General features: G+C 75.6%; 17 protein-coding genes. 16 read left to right on the top strand and 1 reads right to left on the bottom strand.

Going from position 1 to position 24,346, the window contains the following annotated elements; all coding sequences use genetic code 11:
• Positions 1-121: 121 nt before the first annotated feature.
• The 5 genes from ACZ4UX_RS33630 (at position 122) to ACZ4UX_RS33610 (ending at position 3,966) form a co-directional block, all read left to right on the top strand.
• Positions 122-502: a winged helix-turn-helix transcriptional regulator gene (locus ACZ4UX_RS33630; RefSeq protein ID WP_352290814.1), complete on the top strand. Its 381-nt coding sequence runs from the start codon at positions 122-124 to the stop codon at positions 500-502.
• A gap of 171 nt (positions 503-673) precedes the next feature.
• Entirely contained in the window at positions 674-1,660 is a 987-nt protein-coding gene (locus tag ACZ4UX_RS33625) for an aldo/keto reductase (RefSeq protein WP_465709405.1), read from the top strand.
• 189 nt (positions 1,661-1,849) lie between these two features.
• On the top strand, positions 1,850-2,452 hold the full coding sequence (locus ACZ4UX_RS33620; protein ID WP_465709404.1) for a TetR/AcrR family transcriptional regulator: 603 nt from the start codon (positions 1,850-1,852) through the stop codon (positions 2,450-2,452).
• A 131-nt stretch (positions 2,453-2,583) separates the two neighbouring features.
• A complete protein-coding gene (locus ACZ4UX_RS33615) occupies positions 2,584-3,135 on the top strand; it encodes a DUF4188 domain-containing protein (RefSeq protein ID WP_465709403.1) in 552 nt (183 codons plus the stop codon).
• A 105-nt stretch (positions 3,136-3,240) separates the two neighbouring features.
• Positions 3,241-3,966 carry a C39 family peptidase gene (locus tag ACZ4UX_RS33610; RefSeq protein WP_465709402.1) on the top strand — a complete coding sequence of 242 codons (726 nt, stop codon included), beginning with the start codon at positions 3,241-3,243 and terminating at the stop codon, positions 3,964-3,966.
• A 114-nt stretch (positions 3,967-4,080) separates the two neighbouring features.
• Here the strand turns inward: ACZ4UX_RS33610 and ACZ4UX_RS33605 are convergent, their stop codons facing one another.
• Positions 4,081-4,938: an SCO6745 family protein gene (locus ACZ4UX_RS33605; RefSeq protein WP_465709401.1), complete on the bottom strand. Its 858-nt coding sequence runs from the start codon at positions 4,936-4,938 to the stop codon at positions 4,081-4,083.
• Between the two features lie 335 nt (positions 4,939-5,273).
• On the opposite strand from ACZ4UX_RS33605, the gene rpe reads away from it, so the two are divergent.
• The 11 genes from rpe to ACZ4UX_RS33550 all read left to right on the top strand — a co-directional run bounded on the left by rpe (position 5,274) and on the right by ACZ4UX_RS33550 (position 24,339).
• On the top strand, positions 5,274-5,957 hold the full coding sequence (gene rpe, locus ACZ4UX_RS33600) for a ribulose-phosphate 3-epimerase (RefSeq protein ID WP_329486720.1): 684 nt from the start codon (positions 5,274-5,276) through the stop codon (positions 5,955-5,957).
• 121 nt (positions 5,958-6,078) lie between these two features.
• Positions 6,079-7,209, top strand: coding sequence for an alpha/beta hydrolase (locus ACZ4UX_RS33595; RefSeq protein ID WP_465709400.1), 1,131 nt, complete (start codon positions 6,079-6,081; stop codon positions 7,207-7,209).
• A 157-nt stretch (positions 7,210-7,366) separates the two neighbouring features.
• A complete protein-coding gene (locus tag ACZ4UX_RS33590; protein WP_465709399.1) occupies positions 7,367-8,326 on the top strand; it encodes a pirin family protein in 960 nt (319 codons plus the stop codon).
• Between the two features lie 432 nt (positions 8,327-8,758).
• On the top strand, positions 8,759-9,859 hold the full coding sequence (locus ACZ4UX_RS33585) for a PP2C family protein-serine/threonine phosphatase (protein WP_465709398.1): 1,101 nt from the start codon (positions 8,759-8,761) through the stop codon (positions 9,857-9,859).
• 395 nt (positions 9,860-10,254) lie between these two features.
• Positions 10,255-11,622: an MFS transporter gene (locus tag ACZ4UX_RS33580; protein WP_465709397.1), complete on the top strand. Its 1,368-nt coding sequence runs from the start codon at positions 10,255-10,257 to the stop codon at positions 11,620-11,622.
• 51 nt (positions 11,623-11,673) lie between these two features.
• Positions 11,674-12,960 (top strand): non-ribosomal peptide synthetase, encoded by a 1,287-nt coding sequence (locus ACZ4UX_RS33575; protein WP_465709396.1) that lies wholly within the window; start codon positions 11,674-11,676, stop codon positions 12,958-12,960.
• A 529-nt stretch (positions 12,961-13,489) separates the two neighbouring features.
• Positions 13,490-16,606 carry a non-ribosomal peptide synthetase gene (locus tag ACZ4UX_RS33570; RefSeq protein ID WP_465709395.1) on the top strand — a complete coding sequence of 1,039 codons (3,117 nt, stop codon included), beginning with the start codon at positions 13,490-13,492 and terminating at the stop codon, positions 16,604-16,606.
• Between the two features lie 14 nt (positions 16,607-16,620).
• Positions 16,621-17,796, top strand: a complete 1,176-nt coding sequence (locus ACZ4UX_RS33565) for an acyl-CoA dehydrogenase family protein (RefSeq protein ID WP_465709394.1) — start codon at positions 16,621-16,623, stop codon at positions 17,794-17,796.
• A 24-nt stretch (positions 17,797-17,820) separates the two neighbouring features.
• Positions 17,821-19,635 carry an amino acid adenylation domain-containing protein gene (locus ACZ4UX_RS33560; RefSeq protein WP_465709393.1) on the top strand — a complete coding sequence of 605 codons (1,815 nt, stop codon included), beginning with the start codon at positions 17,821-17,823 and terminating at the stop codon, positions 19,633-19,635.
• Between the two features lie 64 nt (positions 19,636-19,699).
• Positions 19,700-21,520, top strand: a complete 1,821-nt coding sequence (locus tag ACZ4UX_RS33555) for an amino acid adenylation domain-containing protein (RefSeq protein WP_465709392.1) — start codon at positions 19,700-19,702, stop codon at positions 21,518-21,520.
• Positions 21,517-24,339, top strand: a complete 2,823-nt coding sequence (locus ACZ4UX_RS33550) for a condensation domain-containing protein (protein WP_465709391.1) — start codon at positions 21,517-21,519, stop codon at positions 24,337-24,339. The genes ACZ4UX_RS33555 and ACZ4UX_RS33550 overlap by 4 nt, the downstream gene beginning before the upstream one ends.
• Positions 24,340-24,346: the final 7 nt, after the last annotated feature.

Raw genomic sequence — 24,346 nt, 5'->3', positions numbered from 1 at the left:
GCCGGGCGGGCCTGCCCCGCCCCGGTCCCGCGCCGTCCGTGGTCACTTGTGGTTACTCAGGAACCGTAGGAGAGTGAGCTCTGACATGGAAGAACGCACTTTCCAGTGACGGGGGAACCTCATGGTGACCAAGCAGTTCGGCGACTCGGCCGAGGAAGCCGACCTCCGGCGGGCGGACTCCCTGGCGCGGGAGATCTTCTCGGACGTCGCCAACAAGTGGGCGCTCCTGATCATCGAGGCCGTGGGTGAACGCACCCTGCGGTTCAGTGAGTTGCGTGCCGAGGTGGAGGGCATCAGCCACAAGATGCTGACCCAGAACCTGCGCATGCTGGAGCGCAACGGCCTGGTGGAGCGGCGGGTGTTCCCCGTGGTGCCGCCGCGGGTCGAGTACACCCTCACCGAGCCGGGCCTCGGCCTGCGCGACACCGTCCACCGGATGTGCGACTGGACCCGCCGCAACCTCGACCACATCGAGACCGCGCGCAGCAGCTTCGACGCCTGAGGTGTCGCGTCCGGCCCGTGTTGTCCGGGACTGCCCTGGCCGGTGCGGGGTTCGCTCGGCGCCGGGCGCCATACCTGCCGGACCTGCCGGACCTGCCGGACCCGCCGGACCTGCTATCCGGTCGGGGGAATGTGCTGGACAGCGGGGCCGGTGCGGCAGATGGTGGGCAGCATGGAGTTCACCCATCTCGGCCGTACCGGCCTGACCGTCTCCCGACTCTGCCTGGGCACCATGAACTTCGGCCCGCACACCACGGAGCCCGACGCCCACCAGATCATGGACACCGCCCACGAGCGGGGCATCAACTTCTTCGACACCGCCAACTCCTACGGCCGCGACGAGGAGGGCAACCAGAAGGGCCGCACCGAGGAGATCATCGGCAGATGGTTCGCCCAGGGCGGCGGCCGCCGCGACCGGACGGTGCTCGCCACCAAGGCGTACGCGCCGATGGGCGACTGGCCGAACGAGGGCCGGCTCTCCGCGCTCGCCATCCGCCGCGCCGTTGAGGCCAGCCTGCGCCGCCTGAACACCGACCACATCGACCTGTACCAGATGCACCACATCGACCGGGACACGCCCTGGGAGGAGATCTGGCAGGCGATGGAGGTCCTGGTCGCCCAGGGCAAGATCATCTATGTCGGGTCCAGCAACTTCGCCGGCTGGCACATCGCCCAGGCCCAGGAGGCCGCCCGCTCCCGGCACTTCCTCGGCCTGGTCAGCGAGCAGTCCCTCTACAACCTGATCGACCGCACGATCGAGCTGGAGGTCGTGCCCGCCCTCCAGCACTACGGCCTCGGCCTGCTGCCGTGGTCCCCGCTGCGCAGTGGTCTGCTCGGCGGCGTGCTGCGCAAGCTGCGCGAGGGCGCCGCCGTCCGCGGCGCGACGGGCCACGCGAGCGAGGTCCTGGAGGCCAACCGCGAGCGCATCCAGGCCTATGAGGACTTCGCCGCCGAACTCGGCGCCGACCCGGCCGACCTCGCCCTCGCCTGGCTGCTCAGCCGTCCCGTGGTCACCGCGCCGATCATCGGCCCGCGCACCGCCGCCCACCTCGACGCGGCCGTCGCCGCGCTGGACCTCAAGCTCGACCAGAAGACCCTCGACCGCCTGGACGAGATCTTCCCCGGCCACCGCCCCGCCCCGGAGGACTACGCCTGGTAGGACGGGCCGGCCTCTGGCGCGGTGTCTCTCGTCCCGTCCCTCTCGTCCCGTCCCGCTCGTCGCGCCCTTCGCGCCGTGCCCCGGTCCCGGGCGCGGCGCGAAGGGCTTCGGCGCGGCGCGCACGTGTGGGCCGCGGGCCTTCGGCGTACCCGCCGGTCACCCCGGTGGGCTGTGGTAACACTGGCTGATATGACGGAAAGGCCTGCCGAGCGCAGTAGTTACCACCACGGGTCCCTCCCCGCGGCGCTGGTCGCGGCGGCGCTGGCGCTGCTGGACGAGGAGGGGCAGGCGAAGGTCACCATGCGGGAGGTGGCACGGCGGGCGGGCGTGTCCCCGGGCGCGCCGTTCCGGCACTTCCCCGACCGGCAGGCGCTGCTGACCGAGCTGGCGGACCAGGTGCTGGCCGACTTCGAACGGTGGCAACTGGCCGAGATCCGGCGGAGCGAGGGCCCCGCGATGAAGGCGATGGGGCTGGGGTTCGTCCGCTACACCATCCATCACCCGCACCGGTTCGAGCTGGTCCGCTCCCGGGTGTTCACCGCCTCCCGGCAGCCGGAGCTGCGGGAGCGGATCGCCGGGATCGACGAGGCGCTCACCGGCTTCATCGTCGCGGACCAGGAGGCGGGCCGGTTGCGCCCCGGGGACCCGGCCCTGGTGGGCCTGGCCGGGCAGGCGCTGGTCTACGGGCTCGCGCAGATGATCCTGGACGGGTACCTGCCGCCGGAGAAGGCGGAGGAGCTGGCGGTGCAGGTGCTGGACACCTTCGGCCAGGGGATCGCCGGCCGGAGCTGACTAAGTGTCAGTCCTCATCATCAACGACCTTTCCCGCTAGCGGATTTGAGGGCACGCGGAGCCTTGACCGGACTCCCGCTCGCTGATGTAATCACCGCTTACATAGGTGGAGCAGAGAGCTGGGGGCACACATGTTCGCCAAACCGACTCCGGGATACACCACCGCGGCCGTCACCGGGGACACCGTGGTACTGCTGATCGGGATGCGCATCAACCGCTTCTGGGCCGTCCACCACTGGATGCCGGTGATGGCGGCGATGTTCCGGATGCTCCACGACCTGGCCAAGGAGCCGGAGCGCGGCCTGCGCGGCCGCATCCTCCTGACCGCCTCGCCGCGGACGTACTACATCGTCCAGTACTGGGAGTCCAAGGAGAAGCTGTACGCCTACGCGTCCGCGCCGGACGCCTTCCACCACAAGGTGTGGGGGATGGTGAACCGCAAGATACGCGCCGGGAAGGTCCGCGGGCACGTGGGGCTCTGGCACGAGACGTACATGGTGCCGGAGGGGTCGTACGAGGCGATCTACTTCGACATGCCGCCGTTCGGGCTGGCCGGGGCGCACGGGTCGCTGCCGCTGGAGAGCCGGGGGCGCCGGGCGTCGGACCGGCTCGCCTACCGCTCGGCGGCGGGGGGCCAGAAGGCGCCGGGGGCGACATCCGGGGGCGGGACGACGCAGCAGTAGTAGGCCGGGCGACCCCCGGGGGGTTCGGCAGGCCGCCCGGGCCCCGGCCTGAGCGAGTGTGTGTCGCGGGCCCGTGGCGGCCGGGCGGCGTGAGAGCGTCGGGGGATGGTGGAGAGCGGTGGCCGGGCGGCCGTGGTGCACGAGGTGCCGTACTACGCGCAGTGGGAATCCCCGGAGCTGGTACAGGAGATCATCGACGGATCGGTGGGCGCGGCGGACGACCCGCGCTGGGGGCAGTCGGGGGCGCAGACGCCGGAGGACTACGCGTACTGGTCCTGGCGGCTCTGCGGAGTGGCGTGCCTGCGGATGGCGCTCGACCGCTGGTGGGGGGTGGCGCCGCCACAGGTCCCGCTGGCCGCGGAATGCCTGGCGGCCGGTGCGTACGAGCGGGACGGCGAGCGGCTGCACGGGCTGATCCACACGCCGTTCGCCGCGTATGTCCGGGAGCGGTGGGGACTGGCCGCGCAGGCGCGGGAGCTGACGGCCGACGAGGTCGCGGCGGAGGTGACCGCCGGGCGCCTGGTGATGCTGTCCGTGCACCCCGCGATCCGCGAACCCGAGGGGCCCGAGCCGCACCGGCGCGGCGGGCACCTGGTGCTGGCGGTGGGCGTCACCGGCACGGCGCTGGTGATCCACAACCCGTCCGGGTTCGCGGGGGAGTCGCAGGCCTACGCGCACGTGCCCTGGCGGCTGTTCGACCGGTTCTACGCGGGGCGCGGGATCGTGCTCGGCCCGCCCGCGCACGGCCGGTCGGCCGAGGCGGGAGAGCCGGAGGCGGCGGAGAGGGCGGACGCGGCGGAGGCGGCGGACGCGGCGGACGCGGGGAGTTGAGCGGCGGCCGGATCGGGAGGCCGGGGCGAACCGGTCATCGGCCCGGCCGTCCGGCACCGGCCGTCGAAGCGGCCGGTGCCGGGCGTCCGGTGTCGATGGATCAGGTCCTCGGTGTCAGGCCGTGGTGGCCGGCAGGCCGATCGGGTTGATCGGGGGCAGCGCACTGCGACAGAGCGCCGAGATCGGCGTGAGCGCGGCGGCGAGCCGGTCGAGTTCGGTGCGCGGATGGCTCTCCCACACCCGGGCGGCGGCCAGGTCGGTGGCGGCCTCCAGGGACTGGTGACGGATCCGGCCGCACTCGGTGATCGTGCCGCGCTCCGTCAGCCAACCGCGTTCCACCAGCCGGGCGGTGGCGGCCGCCCACTCCTCGTCGGTCCAGCCGCGCATCGGCTGCAGCACCTCGCGGCGGACGTCCAGCGCGCAGCGCACCACCAGCGCCTCGCAACCGTCCAGCCCGGCGGAGACCAGCGCCGCGACATGGCCGTCGCCGCGGTGCTCGCGCATCACGGTGGCGGCCTGCCAGAGCCGTCCGTACAGGCTGGCCGGGCGGGGGACGGCGGCGTTGGCGGCGGCCAGCACCCGGCCCGCGCAGTCCAGCCGGTCGACGGCCCGCTCCAGCAGGTCGGCCACCCGTTCGACCTGTTCCGGCTCCACGTGCTCCAGCAGCCGGGCGAGCGCCGCCGAGGCGCCCGCGACCCGGGCCGCCAGGGCGCTCTCCGGGTCCGCCCGCTTCCAGACGTCCGGCAGGGCGCGTTCCACCATCGAGGGCGCGAAGTTGAAGAACGCGGCGACCACCGGCGGCGCGTCGACCGCGCCCAGCGGCGCCGCCCGCCCGGCGAAGTAGCCGCGCCAGCCGCCGCGCAGTCCGGCCTCCTCGAACGCCGCGCGGCCCTCGGGGGAGAAGTAGGTGACGGCGTGCACGGGCTCGAAGAGCCACCACAGGGCCCGGGCGGGATGGACCAGATCGGCCAACGGAGGACCTTCCTCGGAGTGAGCACGAAGAGTGCGTGAGGGGGTGGGAGGGGGTGCTTCCGCGGAGCGGGCCGGGCCCCGCAGGGGGAGTTCCGGTGCGGGCTCCGCGGAGGGTGTGTGGTGGAAAAGGGGCGGGAACGAGGGCGGCCGGAGGTGCGAACGACGGGTTTCACAGGGCTGATGACCACGGCGGCGCTCGCGTTAACCCCCGAGCGGGTGTGATGCGGGTCACGGGGCGGGTTCGCCGTTCAGTTCCCGCCCGCTCCCCGCGAGATGATGGGGCGAGGTGGCCGTTTCGGGCGCCGGGAACCCTCGTAGGAAGCGAAGCATCGGAAATGGCGCAGATCAACCCCAGCATCCTGTCCGCGGACTTCGCCAGGCTCGCCGACGAGGCCGAGGCGGTCAGGGGTTCGGACTGGCTGCACGTCGACGTGATGGACAACCACTTCGTGCCCAACCTGACCCTGGGCGTCCCGGTGGTCGAGGCCCTCGCCCGGGCCACCGGCACGCCGCTCGACTGCCACCTGATGATCGAGGAGCCGGACCGCTGGGCCCCGCAGTACGTCGAGGCCGGCGCCGGCTCCGTCACCTTCCACGTCGAGGCCGCGGCCGCGCCCGTCCGGCTCGCCCGGGAGATCCGGGCCAAGGGCGCCCGCGCGTCCATGGCGCTGAGGCCCGCCACGCCGATCGAGCCGTACGAGGACCTGCTGCCCGAGCTGGACATGCTGCTGATCATGACGGTCGAGCCGGGCTTCGGCGGCCAGGCGTTCCTGGACATCATGCTGCCGAAGATCCGCCGCACCCGGCAGCTGATCGACAAGCACGGCCTGGAGCTGTGGCTGCAGGTGGACGGCGGGGTCTCCGCGAGCACCATCGAGCGCTGCGCCGAGGCCGGCGCGGACGTCTTCGTGGCCGGCTCGGCGGTGTACGGCGCGGAGGACCCGGCCGAGGCCGTCGCCAAGCTGCGCGCGCTCGCGGACGCGGCGACCGCGGACTCCTGGTGGGCCTGCAAGCACTGAGCCGTCGGGGACACCGCCCCCGGGCCGCGGTGACGAGTTGTTGATCAGCTGTGACGGACACGGTGCGGCCCGCGGGCCGGGCCCGACGTACAGTGCCGGCTGACTGTCGGAGGGGAGAACCGTGGACCTGGACCAGCAGGGGAGTGGACACGCCGGAGCGGTGGGTGTCGGGGTGGCGGGCGGCGTTCCGGTGCCGCCGCCCCCCGTCGCCCCGCCGCCGCCCGTGATGGCGCCGCCGCCCGCCGTGCCGCCCGTGATCGGCGTGACCGGCCGGGCCCGCACGGGCTTGTTCGGTCCGGGGGCGTTCGGCCCCGGCACGCTCGGGCGGCGCCGGCTGCTCAGGGCGGGCCTCGGCCTCGGCGGCCTCGCCGTCGTCGGCACCGGTACCGCGGTGGCCCTGTCCGGCGGTTCGGACGGCTCGGGCAGCGGGTCCGGCGGCTCCGGTGGCCCGGGCGTGCCCTCCGCCGCCGGTACGACCCCCGCCACGGCGCCCACCGGTACGGCGGCACCGTCCGCCGCCACGGCCGTCGTCCCCTCGCTCCGCAGCGAGGAGCAGCACTCGGCGGCCCGGAACGGCGCCGCGGTGAAGATGATCACGATCGTCCCGGAGGGCATCGCCCGCCCGGCCGACCTGCCGGTCTGCGTCGCCCTGCACGGGCGCGGCGCCACCGCCCAGGCGTGGACCGACCTCGGACTCCCGCAGATCCTGGTCGCCGCCATCGCGGCCGGCGTCCCCCCGTTCGCGGTGGTCGCCGTCGACGGCGGTGACGCCACCTACTGGCGGCGCACGCCGTCCGGCGACGACCCGCAGAAGATGCTGCTGGAGGAGCTGCCGGGCTGGCTCGCCAAGCAGGGGCTGCGCGCGCCCGACGCGGCGATGGGCATATCCATGGGCGGCTTCGGCTCGCTCCGCTACGCCCGAAACCGGGGCGCCGGTTTCGGCCCGGTCGCGGTGCTCAGTCCGGCGCTGTTCCGCAGCTGGGGCGACGCCAAGGCGGTGGGCGTCTTCAAGGACGAGGCCGACTGGCGCGAGAACGAGCCGCTGCTCCACCAGGACCAGCCGCACGGCCGCCCGATCGGCGTCTGGTGCGGCACCGAGGACCCGTTCTGCGACGCGGCCCGCAAACTGGCCGGCGACACCGTCCAGGCCCGCTTCACCCCCGGGGTCCACGACGCGGCGTACTGGCGCAAGGTCCTGCCGGACGCGGTCGCCTTCCTCGGCCGCGCGCTGGCGGGCCGCGGCGCCGGCTGACGGGGCGGGTGACCGGCTGATCGGCTCACCGGGTGGCCGGCCGTCCGGAGTGGGTGGAGCGCCGTCCCCGCATGGTGGATGATCATTGTCGACGCCCCTCCGGCCCGGACCGCACGGCCCCGGCCGGCCCCGACCCGTACGGTGGTGGATCCGCGACATGAGCAACCTCGACCAGAAGCCCGCTCCGACCCCCTGCGGCGGCGAGTCCGGCGCCGGACCGGTCCGCGAACTGCTGACCGGACGCCAGGTCCCGCTGGGCGAGAGCACCGTCGTGCGCCGCCTGCTGCCCAACCTCGGCCGCCGGATGGTCGGCGCCTGGTGCTTCGTCGACCACTACGGCCCGGACGACATCGCCGACGAGCCCGGCATGCAGGTCCCGCCGCACCCGCACATGGGCCTGCAGACGGTCAGCTGGCTCCACCAGGGCGAGGTCCTGCACCGCGACAGCCTCGGCAGCCTGCAGACCGTCCGCCCCTACGAGCTGGGCCTGATGACCTCCGGCCGTGCGATCTCCCACTCCGAGGAGTCCCCGCGCGCGCACGCCCGCTTCCTGGAGGGCGCCCAGCTCTGGGTCGCCCTCCCGGACGCCCACCGGCACACCGCCCCCGCCTTCGAGCACCACGCCGACCTGCCCGTCGTCACCGCCCCCGGCCTGCGCGGCACCGTCATCCTGGGCAGCCTCGACACCGCGACCTCCCCCGGCACCGCCTACACCCCGCTGGTCGGCGCCGACCTCGCCCTGACCGAGGGCGCCGACCTCAAGCTCCCCCTGGAGCCCGGCTTCGAGTACGCCGTGCTCGCCATGTCCGGCAGCGTCGACGTCGACGGCGTCCGCGTCGAACCGGGCTCCATGCTCTACCTCGGCACCGACCGCCGCGAACTCCCCCTCCTGGCCCGCACCGACGCCGCCGTCCTCCTCCTCGGCGGCGAGCCGTTCGAGGAGAAGCTGGTCATGTGGTGGAACTTCATCGGCCGCTCCGGTGAGGAGATCAACCAGGCCCGCGAGGACTGGATGACCACCGCCCGCTTCGGCGAGGTCCACGGCTACGACGGCGCCCGGCTCCGCGCCCCGGAACTCCCCGCGCTGCCCCTCAAGCCACGCGGACGGGTGCGCTGACCCGCTGCCACGGGTATCGCCGGAAGCATCGGTTCGCCGCTCGGACGACCCCACCACCGGGTCAGTGCCTGCGGTCGGGCAGGGCGGCGCGCACGCGGAAGCCGCCGCCGGTGGTGGGGCCGCTGGTCAGGGTGCCGCCGAGGCTCTCGGCGCGTCTTGCAGGCCGATGAGTCCGTGGTGGGAGCTGGGCAGTTGGAGGCCAGGTCGGGTGGGTGAGGACCGGCGGCAGGTAGGAGAGCAGGGAGGGCGGGGTGACGCCGGCCGGCGGGGTGCGCCGCCCGCCGGCCGGGTGGGGCGTCGGCGCTTCACGAGGCGTCCGTCCTTCGGCGCTCACCGCCCGGCGACGTCACCCGTCGTGCGAGTTCCGACGGCACGTGGCTACGATCGGAGGGAGCCCTTCCGGATGGTGGTGAGACGGAAGCCAGGTCGCCGATGCCCCCGAAGTCCGTGCAGTGGCCGCCGTATGTGCGGGTCGCGCCGTGGTTGCTGATCGTCGGCGGGCTGGTGTGGAATTCGCTGGATCCGGCCGACTACTGGGGTGACCCGTTGCTGGCCGCCGCCGCCGTGTTGTCCGGGGCGCTGCTGACCCTGCGGGACACCTGCGCGGTCGGACTGGCCAATGTGACCGGGATCCTGGTGCTGTCCACCCAGGACGGGTCGATCGGGACCGCCGACGGGTTCCTGGAGCTGGCCAACACGGCCTTCGCCGCCCTGCTCGGGGTCGGGGTGAACCGTGTGGTGGCCCGGCACGGGCGGCGGCTGGCGCGGGTGCGGTCGGTGGCGGAGGCGGCGCAGCAGGCGGTGCTGCCGGAGCCGCCGGGGCGGGTGGGGGAGCTGTCGGTCGCGGCCTCCTACCACGCGGCCCAGGACGAGGCGCTGATCGGCGGGGACGCCTACGCGCTGCAGACCACCCGCTTCGGCGTCCGGGTGCTGATCGCGGACGTGCGGGGCAAGGGGCTGCAGGCGGTGGGGGCGGTCTCGGTGCTGCTGGGGGCCTTCCGGGAGGCCTCGCACCGGGTGGCGGACCTGGCGGCGCTCGCGGACGCGCTGGAGGACTCGCTGCTCCGGGAGGCCGACCAGATGAGCGAGGAGCTGCGGATGGAGGGCTTCATCACGGCGCTGCTGGTGGAGCTCCCGCTGGGGGAGGGGGTGGTGCGCACGCTCGACTGCGGGCACCCCGGTCCGTACCTGCTGAGCGCCGACGCCCGTCTCGCGCCGCCCGTGCTGCGGTTGGACGCGGCCGACCCGGGGCTGCCGCTGGGGATGGGCGGTCTGGGGGTCGCGCGGCCCGCGCCGGAGAGCCGGCCGTTCCCGCCCGGGTGCACGCTGCTGCTGGTGACCGATGGGGTGACCGAGGCCCGGGACGCGGCGGGGGAGTTCTACGACCCGGTGCTCGGGCTGGCCGGGCTGGGGCCGGTCGCCGGGCCGGGCGAGGTGCTGGACGCGCTGGTGGCCGATGTCGAGCGGTGGACCGGCGGTCCGCGGGACGACGACATGGCGGTGCTGGCGATCACCCGTCGGTCGGCGGGCTGAGGGCTGAGGGCGCGGCAGGTCGGGTGGAGGACGGGGCGCGCCAGTCGGGCGGAAGGCGGCCACCGTCGGTCACGCCCATATCACGGTGGGGTGACGTCCTCGCGGTACTCCACGGAATCCGGCCAAGTTGAGTGGTGGCGTCCGATGGCCGGAAAGTAGGGGTCCGAATATCGGACGGAGAAATGGACGGCCGACCGCCGACGGGCCCCGAGTGCTCCTCGGCCGGTGCCGCCTAGGCAGACCGGCCGCGGGGGCCCCGGGCCCGGGCCATAAGGGCGCGTAAGAGGCCTGCAAGGGGTGGTCGGGGGAGTGGCGGGATCCGGCCGACCGGCGGTTCGTCCGGAAACGGACCCGGTGGTTGCCCGGTGTCGAAGGGGTGACGGAAAGTCGAACCAATGAACGAGAAGCCTCCACCCCGTCGGGCCCGTCTGTTCGGCCACCGCGACTTCCGGCTCCTGCTGACCGGCGCCGCGGCGGCCCAGACGGGCAGTCAGGTCACACTGGTCGCGCTGCCGTTGGTGGCGGTGGTGGTGCTGGACGCCACCCCGTTCGAGGTCGGCCTGCTGACCGCCGCCGAGACCGCCGCCTTCCTGCTGGTCGGACTGCCGGCCGGAGCCTGGCTGGACCGGATGCGCAAGCTTCCGGTGCTGATCCGCGCCGACCTCGTGCGCTGCCTGGCGGTCGGGACCATCCCGCCGGCGGCGGCGCTCGGGGTGCTGACCATGCCGCAGCTCTACCTGGTGGCGCTGGTCACGGGGGTGGCGACGGTGTTCTTCGACGTCGCCCACCAGTCCTTCCTGCCCGCCGTCCTGCCGCGCGAGCAACTGGTCGACGGGAACGGGGCGTTGGAGACGGTCCGGTCGTCGGCGCAGATCGCCGGACCGGGCCTCGGCGGCGGACTGGTCCAACTGCTCGGCGCGCCGCTCGCCATCGTGGCCGACGCCTTCGGCTACCTGCTCTCCGCACTGCTGCTCGCCCGGATCCGGGTCGAGGAGCCGCTCGCGGAGCCGGAGCCCGGGCGCTCGCTGCGCGCCGAGGTGGGGGAGGGCGTCCGGTTCGTGCTCGGGCACCCGCTGCTGCGGGCGATCGCGGCCGCCACCGCGGTGTCCAACCTGTTCGCGGCCGTGCTGATGGCCGTGCAGACCGTCTTCTGGGTGCGGGTGCTCGACCTGGCACCGGGGGCCATCGGCGTGCTGCTGTCGGTCTCCGCCGTCGGCGGGCTGGCGGGCGCGCTGTGCGCCGGCCGGCTGGCGCGGTGGGTCGGACAAGCCCGGCTGATCTGGCTGTCCACACTGGTGACGGCGCCGTTCGCGGTGCTGTGGCCGCTGTCCGACGGCGGCCTGGGCGTGGTGCTGTTCGGCCTCGCCTCCGGGGTGGTGCTGTTCGGGGCGGTCGCCTACAACGTCGCCCAGGTCAGCTTCCGGCAGAGCATCTGCCCGCCGGTGCTGCTCGGCCGGATGAACGCCACCATGCGCTTCCTGGTGTGGGGCACGCTGCCGATCGGCGCGCTGGGCGGCGGCATCGTCGCCGACTCGGCCGGGCCGCGGGCCGCGCTCTGGCTCTGCGCGGCCGGGTTCCTGCTCGTGCCGGTGCCGCTGCTGCTGTCGCCGCTGCGGCGGATGCGCGAGCTGCCGGGCGGCCCGGACGGTATCGGGTCGACCGCCGCCGGCGGGGACGCCACCGCGACCACGACCGACAGTGCCGTCGGGGGCAGCCCCGATCGCGCCGCCGAGGAGCCCGCCGTGAGCCCCAGCACCCACTGACCGACCCCAGACCTCCTGCCGAGCCGCGACCGGAAACCGGAGACCGTTCCCGTGCACGCCAGCATCACCTCCGCCTACCTCGCCCGGTACCGCAGCGCTGCCGCGGACTCCCCGGCCGACCTGCTCCCGCTGACCGGAGCCCAGCGACGGTTCCTGATCACCCGTCGACTCGCGCCGCACGACCGCTCCGACGTCGTCCCGCTGTTCTTCGCCTACCCGCGGGGCACCCTCGACGTGGCGCGGCTGGCCCGCGCCGCGGCCGCGGTCGCCGCCCACCACCCGGCCCTGTCCGGCGGCTTCGCGACCGTGCGCGGCACACCCGTCCTGCGGGTCGGCGGCCCCTCGGCCGAGGCCGCCCGGATCACCGTCGCCCCCGGCGACACGGCCCGCGCGGCGCTGCGCCGGGCCCTGCTGGACCGCCCCGCCGGCGGCCCCGCGCTGCGCCTGCTGGTGGCCCGGGACCCGGACGGCGAGGAGGAGCTGCTCGCCCTCGCGCTCGACCACGCGGCCTGCGACGAGCAGTCGCTCGGGGTGCTCACCGCCGAGCTGAGCGAGGCCTACGAGGGCGGTGACGCTCCGGCGGCGGGCCCCGGCCCGCAGGCGCTGGCCGACTACCGCCAGGCCGTCGAACTCCAACTGGCCGCCGAGGACGCCGCCGGTGGGGCCGCCGCCCAGGCCCACTGGGGCCGTCGGCTCGGCGCCCTGACCGGGGCCGGCGGCGGCGCGGCCACGTCCACCGGGATGCTCACCGAGCGGCTGCCCGCCGCCGAGGGCGCCGCCCGCGGCGCGGTCTTCCCGGCCCTGCTGGACGCCGTCGGGGCCGCCGCGCACCGGCTGCACCCCGTGGAGGGGCCGCTCGCGCTCGGCTACCCGTGGGGCGGCCGCCCGCTCGGTGCGCCCGCCGCGCTCGGCTGCTTCCTCAACACCCTGGTGCACCCGGCCGGTCCGACCCCCACCGACGACCTGGACGCCCTCGCCGACGCCTGGTGGGACGACCTCGACCACGCCGGCACCCCGTTCGACGAGGTGGTGCGCGCCGCGCGGACCGCGGGGGCGGCCTGGTCGGGCGCGCTGGACGCCATGCTCACCCTGGAGGACCTGCACCGCCGCCCGCCGCTGGTGCTCGGCGGCACGCCCGGCCGGGAGACCCACCTGGCCGGACGACCGCTCGCCGCCCCGCTCGCCGTCTCCGCCTCGCACGGCGACGACCTGCTGGTCCGGCTCGCCTGGGACAGCGACCGCTTCGCCGAGACCGACGCCCACGCCGCCTTCGCCGACCTGCTCGCCGTCCTGCGGCAGCACCTCTACGCCCGGCCCCGCCCGGGCGCGCTCGCCTGATCCGCTCCCGGGGTAGGGCGTCTGACGTTCCGTCGGACACCGGCGCCTGACCTGCCGCCGGTATCCGGCGGCCGACCTGGCGCGGGACTCCCACAGCCGGGCCGCCTGGCCCGAACGCGCCCGCCCCGGCCCGGGCTCGCGCCCCACAACTCCCGCGCCCCACAGCTCCCGCGCCCCACAGCTCCCGCGCCCCACAGCTCCCGTGCCGCACCGCTCCCGCGCCCCACCGCGAGGGCCCGACCTCCCACGGCCCGACCTCGCACGGCCCGACAGCCCGTTGCCGGCCCCCACGGCCCGACCTCCCGCGCCCTCCCGCGCGGGCCTGAGCTCCCCCACCGGATCCGCCTCGCCGGATCCACCGCGCCTGGACGCGCGGGCCCTGACGGGCCCGACCGTGCAGATGCCCCGACCCGGGACCGCACCGTCACCTCGGTGCGCCCCGGTCGCCAGCCGGAACGGGACCACCCCACGCCCGCCGCCGGCGCCACCACCGACGTGCCGACAAGCCCACCACACAAGGGAACCGCCCATGTTCGCACTCTCTCCGTCGCAAGAGATCGTCTGGCTGCACGAACAGATGCTGCCGGGCAGCCGCGCCTACAACTTCACCGCCGTCCTCGACCTGTACGGCACCCTCGACCGGGACGCGCTGCACGCGGGTCTGGCTGCCGTCCTGGACCACCACCCGGGCCTGCGCCTGGAGTTGGTGCCCCGGCCCGAGGGCCTGCCCGGCCAGCGGGTCGCCGAGGGGTGTCGACCGGAGCTGCGCCACAGCGACTTCACCGCCGAGGACGACCCGGACGCCGCCTTCCGGCGACTGCTCGCCGCCGAGGCCGAGGAGCCGGTGGACACCGAGCGGGCACCGGTGCTGCGCTGGCACCTGGTCCGGATCGCCGAGGAGCACCACCGGCTGATCCACGTCGAGCACCACCTCGTCCACGACGGCCACTCCTTCGCGATCCTGTTGCGCGACCTGTTCACCGTCTACCGCGCCCAGGTCCTCGGCGAGCCCTACGAGCTGCCCGCCGCCCCCTCGTACGAGGAGCACGCGCGGACCGCCGCCGACGTGTCCCGCGAGCGCGCTCTCGACTTCTGGACCAAGGAGCTGGCCGACGCGCCGCGCGAGGTCACGCTGCCCGGGCTGGCCCGGCCGGGCGCCGAGCGCCGCCACCGGGGCGGCCAGCTGCGCCAGTCGATCGGCGCCGACCTGGCCGAGCGGCTGCGCGAGCGCAGCAAGGCGGACGGCCACACCCCGTTCAGCACCATGCTCGCCCTGCTCGCCGAGCTGCTGCGCCGGCACAGCGGGCACCGCGAGCTCGTGGTCGGCACCGCCGTCGGCAACCGCCCGGAGGGCTTCGAGGGCACCGTCGGCATGTTCGTGAACACCGTGCCGCTGCGCCTGCGGCTCGATCCCGCCGCGCCCGGCACCGAGGCGGTGGACGAGGTGACCGACGTCCTGATGCGCGCGCTGCCGTACCAGGACCTGCCGGTGCAGGAGCTGACCCGGCGCCTGGGCCTGCACACCAGCGGCGCCGACAACCCGCTGTGGAACGTGATGTTCAGCGCGCACGACGCGGCGCTGCCGGACGTCCAGGCGCCCGGGCTGGAGGTCTCGCTGTACGAGGGCTTCAACACCGGCACCACCCGCTTCGACCTCGACCTGGTGCTGCTGCCCGACGACCGCCGGGTGGTCGGCGAGAAGCACGGCGTCGCCGGCATGACCCTGGTCTGGGACTACGACGCGGACCTGTTCCGCGAGTCCGAGGCCGTGCTGCTGTCCGAGCGGCTGCTGGAGCTGCTGCGCTGCTACCTCGACCGCCCGCTGGCGCCGATCGCCGAGCTGGCCCCGGCGCCCGCGGCAGAGCCGCCCGCCGCCGTGCCCGCGGACGCCCCGGCCGTGCCCGCCGACGCCTCGGCGCTGCTCGACCCGGCCGCCGCTCACGATCCGAGCGCGCTCGCCCTGCTGGCCGGCAGCGAGCGGATCAGCTACGGCGAACTCGACCGCCGCGTCGCCGCGCTGGTCGAGCGGCTGCGCGCCGCCGGGGTCGCCCCCGGTCAGCCGGTGGCCACCGTCCTGCCGCGCGGCGCGGACAGCGTGGTCGCCCTGCTCGCCTGCCTGCGCCACGGAGCCGTCTACGCCCCGCTGTCCACCGAGGACCCGGCCGCCCGGCTCGGCCTGCTGCTGGAGCGGCTGAGCCCGGCCCTCGTCCTGGCCACCCGGCAGAGCGCCCTCGCGCTGCCCGCCGAGGGCGTCACCCCGGCGCTCCTGGACGGCCCGGCGTTCCCGAAGGCCGAGCCCGCCGCGGTGCTGGACGGCGCCGCCTACCTGATCCACACCTCCGGCTCCACCGGTGTGCCCAAGCCCGTCCGGGTCGGCCGTGAGGCGCTCGCCGGCTACGTCACCGCGATCGCCGCACGCTACGCACTCACCTCCGCCGACCGGGTGCTGCTGTTCGCCCGGCCGTCCTTCGACGTGGCGCTGGAGGAGGTGCTGCCCGCGCTCGCCGTCGGCGCCGCCCTGGTCGTGCCGCAGCGCGAGGTGCCCACCGGGCCCGAGCTGGTGGCCGTCCTCGCCGCCCGCGGCGTCACCGTCGCCAATCTGCCGACCAGCTACCTGCTCGCCGTCCGCGAGGACCTGTGCGAAGCGCTGCGCGACGACCGCTGGTCGCCCCGGCTGCTCGTGCTCGGCGGCGAGCGGCTGCCCGCCCGGGCGCTCGCCGACCTGATCGAGCACACCACCGTGCTGAACGGCTACGGCGTCACCGAGGCCACCGTCACCTCCACCGTGTACCAGGTGACCGCCGCCGATGTCGCCGCGGACGCCGAGGTCCCGCTCGGCACCGAGCTGGACGGCGTCCGGATGTACGTCCTGGACGACACCCTGCGCCCGCTGCCGGCCGGCTGCGTCGGCGAACTCGTCGTCGCTGGGCCGATGCTGGCCGACGGCTACCTCGGCCTGCCGGAGCCGACCGCCGCCCGCTTCGTCAGCGTCCCCGCGCTCGACGGCGCCCGCGTCTACCGCACCGGCGACCGCGGCTACCGCGACCTGGACGGCCGGCTGTGCTTCCTCGGCCGCGCCGACAACCAGGTCAAGCTCCGCGGCCACCGCATCGAGCTGGAGGAGATCGAGGCCGCCGCCTCCGCCGAACTCGGCGGCCGCTCCTGCGCGGTGGTGCTGCACACCGACCCGCAGACCGGTCCCCGGCTGCTCGGATTCCTGGAGGGCACCGACCGCCCCGACCAGGCCGGCCTGCACGAGGCGCTCGCCCGCAGGCTGCCCGGCGGACTCGTCCCGGCGAGCTGGACCGCCGTCGCGGCGATGCCGACCCTGCCCGGCGGCAAGCCCGACCGCGCCGCCCTCGCCCGGCTGGCGGACGAGGCCGAGGAGGCCGCCGACGCGGAGACCGCGCCGAGCGCCTTCGCCGACCCCGCCCAGGAGTTGATCGCCGCCGCCTGGCGCGAGGTGCTCGGCCACGACCGCTTCTCCGCGGACTCGCACTTCTTCGAGGTCGGCGGCCACTCGCTGCTCGCCGCGCAGCTCGCCGCCCACCTGGAGCCGCACCTCGGCAGCCGCCCGCCGCTGCGCACCCTGTTCCGCCACGCCGTGCTGGCCGACCAGGCCCGCGCCCTCATCGGCCAGAAGTGAAAGGCGGCACCGAAATGACCGCGCCCTCCGCCGTCCTGGAAGACGGCCACCGCGAACTCGTCGAGGCCTTCGAGAGCTTCGTCCGCCGCGAACTCGTCCCGCTGGCAGCCGAGTTGCCCGAGACCGCCGACCAGGTGCCGGGCGACCTGCGCAGCTACGTCCGCAAGCGCTCCGCCGCGCTCGGCTTCTACGCCGGCGACTACCCCGAGGAGCTCGGCGGCTCCGGCATGCCGTTCACCGCCGTCGTCCTGCTGCACCACGCCGCCGGGCGCAGCGGCTGCGTCCTGGCCCCGTACGCGCTGGCCGGCTCCGACGGTCCCAGCCCGCTGCTGCGCCACGGCACCCCCGAGCAGATCGAGCGCCACCTGATCCCGCTGGTGCGTGGCGAGCGGACCCGCTGCCTCGCGCTCACCGAGCCGCACGCCGGTTCCGACGCCTTCCGGCTCACCACCACCGCGCGGCGCGACGGCGACCGGTGGGTGCTGAACGGGCGCAAGACCTTCGTCAGCAACGCCGAGCACGCCGGGATCGCGCTGGTCGTGGCCGCCACCGACCTCGGCGACGGCGCCGGTCCCACGACCGGGTCCACCGCCTTCGTGCTGCCGATGGACCAGCCCGGGCTGCGGATCGGCCAGCGCTACGAGGGCATGTCCGGCGAGCCGCTGTTCGAGCTGCTCCTCGACGGGGTCACCGTCGGCCCGGAGGCCGTGATCGGCGGCGAGGAGGGCGTCGGCGCGGCCACCGCCCTCGCCATGGACAGCCTCTCGCGCGGCCGCCTGGTGGTCGCCGCGATGTGCAACGGCATCGCGGAGTACGCGCTGCGCATCGGCGTCGAGTACGCCAGGGACCGGCGCGCCTTCGGCCGGGTGATCGGCGAGTACCAGCACGTCCAGGAGCACCTGGTGTCGACCCGGGCCGAGGTCGAGTCCTCCAAGCTGCTCACCCTCGCCTGCGCCCGGCTGGTCGACGAGGGCACCGAGTCGCCCGAGAACGCCGCGCTCGCCAAGCTCACCGCCTCCGAGACCGCGGTGCGGGCGGTCGACCGCTCGCTCCAGGTGCACGGCGCCACCGGCTGGGTGCGGGGCCACCCGCTGGAGTTCCTGTACCGCTACGTGCGGATGACCACGATCATCGAGGGCACCTCCGAGGTGCAGAAGGTCATCATCGCCCGCTCCATGGGCCTGAACTGACGGTTCGTCAAGACTGAGGAGACCATGATGGAATCCCTGAGCGTCGCATCCGGCCGTCCGTACCGGGACGGCGCGATCCTCGACCTGTTCACCAGCTGGGCGCAGCGCACCCCGGACGCCCCCGCGCTGATCGACGGCGAGCGGACCTACAGCTACGCCGAGCTCGACCGCCTCGCCGACAGAACCGCCGAATCCCTGCGCGGCAAGGTCGGCCCGGGCGACCTGCTCGGCGTCTGCCTCGGCCACTCGGTGTCGCTGGTGGCCGTCACCCTGGCCGCCGCCAAGCTCGGCGCCGTCCACCTGCCGCTCGGTCCGCGCCCCGGCGAGCGCCGGCTGCGGGCCGTCGCCGAGCAGCTGCGACCGGCCTGCCTGGTCGGCGAGCCGGACCTGTTGCCGCCGGGCGGCGAACGCCTCGCGCTGGACCTGCCCACCGAGGGCGTGGTGGCCGCCCTGGCGTCCGGCACGCAGGTGCCCGTCCCGGCCGGCACCCACTACGCGGTGCTCACCTCCGGGTCCACCGGCACCCCGAAGGCCGTCGCCGTCACCGGGCCCGCGCTCGGCGCGATGCTGCGGTGGTACCGCGAGCTGACCGGCCTCGGCCCCGGCGAGCGGCACAGCCTGCTGATCGGCGTCGCCTTCGACCCGCACGTGATGGAGCTGTGGGCCGGCCTCACCTCCGGCGCCGCCCTGGTGGTGGCCCCCGAGGCGGTCCGCTGGGACTCCGGCGCGCTCACCGACTGGTGGGGCGAGGCCGGCATCACCGTGGCCGTCCTGCCCACCCCGCTGGCGGAGCCCGTCCTGGGCCGCCCCTGGCCCGCCGGGCTGGCGCTGCGCCACCTCACCGTCGGCGGCGACCGGCTGCGCCGCGCCCCCGGGCCGGACGTCACCGCCACCGTCCACAACGCCTACGGCCCCGCCGAGGCCACCGTCACCACCACCGTGCACACGATGGCCCCCGGCGGCGACCACGGCGACGGCGCACCGCCGATCGGGCTGCCGATCGCGGGCGCGGTCGTGCTGGTCACCGACGAGGACGGCCGGCCGGTGCCGCGCGGCGTCTCCGGTGAGCTGCGGATCGGCGGGCGCGGCCTGGCCGCCGGGTACCTCGACCCCGAGCTGACCGCCCTCCGCTTCCTCGACGCCCCCGAGGGCGTGGACGGCACCGACCGGGTCTACCGCACCGGTGACCGGGTCGTCATGCGTGCGGACGGGGTGCTGGAGTTCCAGGGCCGCCTGGACGACCAGGTCAAGGTCAGCGGTGTGCGGATCGAACCCGCCGAGGTCGAGGCCGCGTTCGAGCGCGACCCGCGGGTGCGCCGGGCGGTCGTGGCCGCCGAGCAGGCGGCCGCCGCCGGCGTCCGGCTGCTCGCCTTCGTCCAGGTGGACGACGGCGGGGAGGCCGACGGGGCCGCCTCCGAGGGCGGCATCGACCCGGCGCGGCTGCTGGACGCCGTCCGGCCCTGGCTCCCCGAGCAGGCGGTGCCCTCCGCCGTCCGGTTGGTGGACCGCTTCCCGCTGGACGCCAACGGCAAGGTGGACCGCCGGGCGCTGCTGGCCGCGGTGCCACCGGAGCCCGCGGCGGCGGAGGAGGGCGACACCCCCGCCGAGCGCACCGTACTGAAGCTCTGCCGTGAGCTGATCGGCCGTGCCGATCTCGGCCTCGCCGACAACTTCCTCGCCTCCGGCGGCAATTCGCTCGCCGCCGCCCGACTGCTGGAGGCGCTCGAAAGCGCGTACGGGATCCGGCTGCGCGCACCCCTGGTGCTGCGCCAGCCGGACCTGCGGGCCGTCGCCCGACTGGTCGAGGAGCGGGCGGCCGCCCCGGCCGCGACCGCCTGACCCTCCCGCACCGCCTCACTGGGGCGCCCCGGCCGTACCGCCGGGGCGCCCGGAAGGGAACACCATGACCATCGCGACCTTGCCCGCGCTGATCGCCCAACAGGCCGAACGGCAGCCCGACGCGCTCGCCGTGACCGACGGCTCCACCATCCTCACCTACCGCGAACTCGTGGACGCCGCGGCCAGGTTGGCCGCCGTCCTGACCGCCCGGGGAATCGGCCCCGGCAGCGCCGTCGGCCTGCTCTGCGCCCGCTCCACCCGCCTGGTCGTCGCCCAGCTCGCGATCTGGCGCACCGGCGGCCACGTCCTCCCGCTCGACCCGGCCTACCCGCGCCCGCGCATCGCCGAGATGACCGCCGACGCCGGAGTCCGGCTCGTCCTCGGCGACAAGGCGCTGCTCGCCGAGGCCGGCCTCACCGAGGACCGGACCCTCGTGCTGACCGAGCACGGCACCGACGCGACCGGGGCGGTGGCGCCCGACGCCGCCGACCCGGCCGCGCCCGCCCTGGTCTTCTACACCTCCGGCTCCACCGGGCGGCCCAAGGGCGTGCTCGTCCCGCACGCCGCCGTCACCGACCTGGTCACCGCCCCGGACGCCATCGCGGTCGGCCCGCGCGACCGGGTGCTCTTCCACTCCGCCGTCACCTTCGACGCCTCCACCTTCGAGCTGTGGGCCCCGCTGGCCCGCGGCGCCGCCGTCGCCGTCTCGCCGGCCGACCGGCCGACCGCGGAGGAACTGGGCCGCGACGTCGAGCGGTTCGGCGTCACCACCCTGCTGCTCACCAGTGCGCTCTTCCACCACCTCGCCGCCCGGCAGTCGCGGATCTTCGGGGTGCTGCGCACCCTGGCGGTCGGCGGTGAGGTGCTGTCGCCCGAGCACGCGGGCTCGGTGCTGCGCGCCTTCCCGTGGCTCGAACTGGTCAACGTCTACGGACCGACCGAGGCCACCACCTTCACCACCCTGCACCGGGTCACCCAGGCCGACTGCGCCGGCGCCGTTCCGATCGGCCGGCCCTTCGGCGGTGCCCGCGTCCTCGTCCTGGACGAGCGGCTCGCGCCGGTCCCGCCGGGCACCGTCGGCGAGCTGTGGATCGCCGGTGAACGCCTCGCCCAGGGCTATGTCAACCGGCCCGAGCTGACCGCCGAGCGCTTCCGCGAGCTGCCGGACGTCGGGCGTGCCTACCGCAGCGGCGACCTGGTGCGCGAACTGCCCGACGGCACGCTGGAGTTCCACGGCCGTACGGACGAGCAGGTCAAGGTGCGCGGCTTCCGGATCGAACCGGGCGAGGTCGAGCACGCGCTGCTGCAGCTCCCCGAGGTCGCCGAGGCGGCCGTCGTGGTCCGCAGGGCCGGGCAGGACGACGCCGCCCTCACCGCCTGCGTCGTCCTCGCCGAGGGCGCCGGCCAGGCCGTCGGGACGCTGCGCGCCCGGCTCGCCGAGCGACTGCCCGCCCATCTGCTGCCCACCGCCTGGACGGTGCTCGCCGCGCTGCCGCTGACCGGGGCCGGAAAGGTGAACCGGCGGGCACTGGCCGCCGCCGACGAGGTCGGGCAGCGCCCCGCCGAGCGCGTCGCGCTCACCCCGATCCAGCAGGTCGTCGCCGAGGCCTGGAGCCGGGCCCTGGAGCGTCCGATCACCGACCCGGCCGCCGACTTCCTCACCGAGGGCGGCCACTCGCTGCTCGCCATGTGGGTCGTCGACGACCTTCGGGAGGACCTCGGCGTCGAGCTGTCGCTCGGCGACTTCCTCGACCACCCGACCGTCGCCGGGCAGGCGGAGCTGCTCGAACGGGGCCTGCGGGCCGCCGACGGCGCGGGCGGTGCGGGAGCTCCCGCCGCAACGGTCCCCGCCGCTTCGGACGAGGCACCGGGAGCGGGCCGGTGACCGCCGTCGACCAGGCCGACCTGCTGCGCCGCGCCCGTGGCCGGCGCAGCGCCGCCGCCCCGCCGCGCCGCCCGACCGTGTCCGACGGCCCGGCCCCGCTCTCGCACGCCCAGCAGCGGATGTGGTTGATGGACCACCTCGGCCAGGGCGGCGCCCTGTACAACGTCCCGATCGCCGCCCGGCTGCGCGGTCCGCTCGACCGGGCGGCCCTCGCCGCCGCGCTCACCGGGCTGACCGAACGGCACGCCGTCCTGCGCACCCGCTACCCGAGCCGCGCCGGACAGCCGTACCAGCAGACCGACCCGGTCGCCCCGGTGCCGCTGCCGGTCGTGGACGCCACGACGGACGAGGCGGCCGCGGTGCAGCTCGCCGCCGAGGCCGCCCGCCCGTTCGACCTCGCCACTGGACCGGTGCTGCGCGCCCTCCTGCTGCGGTACGGGCCGCAGGACCACACCCTGGTCCTGACCATCCATCACATCGCCGTGGACGGCGGCTCGCTGCCGGTCCTGTCCGCCGACCTGGCCGCGCTGTACGAGGCCGCTCGCGACGGGACGCCGCCCCGACTCCCGGCGCCCGGACCGTCGTACGCCGAGTACGCCCGCCAGGAGCGCGCCCGGGACGCCGAACTCACGGCCGCCGCCGACGCGCTCGCCGCCCGGCTGGCCGGCGCCCGCCCGCCGGCGCTGCTGCGGCCCGTCCCGCCCGGCGCCCGCGAACGTCGGGCCGCGTTGCACGCCGCTCCGCTGGACCCCGCCGTCTTGGACCGCCTGCGCGGCCTCGGTGCCCGGCACGGCGCCACCCTGTTCACCGTCGTCCTGGCCGCCGCGTTCGCCACCCTGCGGACCGCCTCCGGGCAGGACGACCTCGTCCTCGGCTGCGCCAGCGGCCACCGCGCCCGGCCCGACCTGCGGCACACCGTCGGCCTCGCGGTCAACACCCTCGCCGTCCGGGTCGACCCGGCCGGAGACCCGTCGTTCGCGGAACTGCTGACCGCTGTACGGGGCGAACTGCTCGACGCCCAGCGGCACCACGACGTGCCGTTCGACCTCGTGGTCGAGCGGCTCGGCGCGGCCGCCCGCGGCACCGACGGCACCCCGCTGCTGTCGGTCACCTGCGACCTGATCCAGCCCGCCGCACCGCTGACGCTGCCGGGCCTGACCTCCGAGAACGTCGAACTCGACCTGGGGCTGGCCAAGTTCGGTCTGGCCCTGCTCGTCGAGGAGGGCCCCGCGCCGCGCTGCCTGGTGCAGCACGACCGGGACGTGCTGGACGAGGCCACCGCCGTCCACCTGCTCGACGCCTTCGCCGCCGTGCTCACGGCGGTGGCGGGGGAGGCGGACCCGCACCTGTCCGAACTGCCGGGACGCCTCCTGGCCGCCGCCGAACACCCGGTGGTGGAAGGCCTGCTGGCCGACCCCGGCGTGGTCGAGGCGGCCGTGATCGAGCGCGCCGACGGCCCGCCGCTCGCCTACGCGGTGGTCCGCGGACCGGTCGCCCCGACCGGCACCGAGCTGCGCGCCGCCCTGCGCGGACGCCTCCCGGCCGCCGAACTCCCGCACGCCGTCACCCTGGTGGACCGACTGCCGCGCCACCCCGACGGCGCCCCCGACCCCGCCCGGCTGCCGGGCGCCGCCACACCTCCCGGTGACGGACTGCCTCCGGACGGCCCGGTGGACACCGTCCGGGAGGCGTTCGGCGAACTGCTGGGCACCACCCCGCCCGCCGACGGCGACTTCTTCGCCCTCGGCGGCCACTCCCTGGTCGCCGTCCAGCTCGCCGAACGCCTGCGGATCCGCACCGGGCTGCCGCTCACCGGCCTCGACATCCTGGAGCAGCGCACCCCGCGCGCCCTCGCCGCGCTGCTCGCCACCCGCGAGGACGAGCGCCGCGCGGCCCTCGCCCGGAGCTCCGGCGCCCGCCCGCGCACCCGCTCCCGCACCGGCACCGTGCTGCTCACCGGCGCGACCGGCGGGGTCGGCGCGGCGGTCCTCCAGGAGCTGATGGCCCAGGGCAGGCCGGTCCGCGTGCTGGTCCGGCCCGAGTCCGCGCACCTGCCCGCCCTGAACGGCGCCGAGGTGGCGGAGGGCGACCTCGCCGACCCGGACAGCCTGCGGCGCGCCGTCGAGGGGGCGGACGCCGTGATCCACTCCGCCTGTACCTTCACCGACCACGCCACCGACCTCGCCGCGATGCGCGCCCTGGTCGACGGCTGGCGGGGCGGCGGCCCGTTCGTCTTCGTCAGCAGCATCGACGCGTACGGCCGCCCGACGGGCACCCACGTCCCCGAGGGCAGCCCCAGCGGCGCAGCGGTCACCCCGTACGGGCAGGCCAAGCTGGACTGCGAACGGATCCTGTTCGAAGCCGCCGCCGCCCGGAGCGGCCAGGCCACCGCCGTGCGCGCCCCGATCGTCTGGGGCCCGCACCACCGCCTGCGCGACCAGCTCCGCTGGGGCTCCACTGGCGCCCTCTACCAGGCCGCCCTGGCCGGCCGCCCGATCGCCCTCCCGGTGGCCGACCACTGGTACGGCGCCTCCTGGGTGCACGCCGCCGCCCTGGCCCGCGCCCTCGCCGCCTGCACCACGCCGGGTCACCCGGCGGCCGGCCGGGTCGTCAACGCGGTGAGCGGTCACGTCTCCTGGGCGGAGTTCACCGCCGAACTGGTCCGCCTCCTCGGCACCGACAGCCCGATCACCACCGCCCCCGACACCGACGAGGAAATCCGCCGCCCCTGGCACTACCTGACCGAGACCCTGACCGCCCCCCTCACCCCCGAACCGGGCGAGGACTGGCGCACCGTCCTGGCGACAATGGTCGGCTGAGCCGGCC

It is taken from the genome of Kitasatospora sp. NPDC028961, from assembly GCF_055564815.1.
This window is presented reverse-complemented; position numbering and strand designations above follow the sequence as displayed.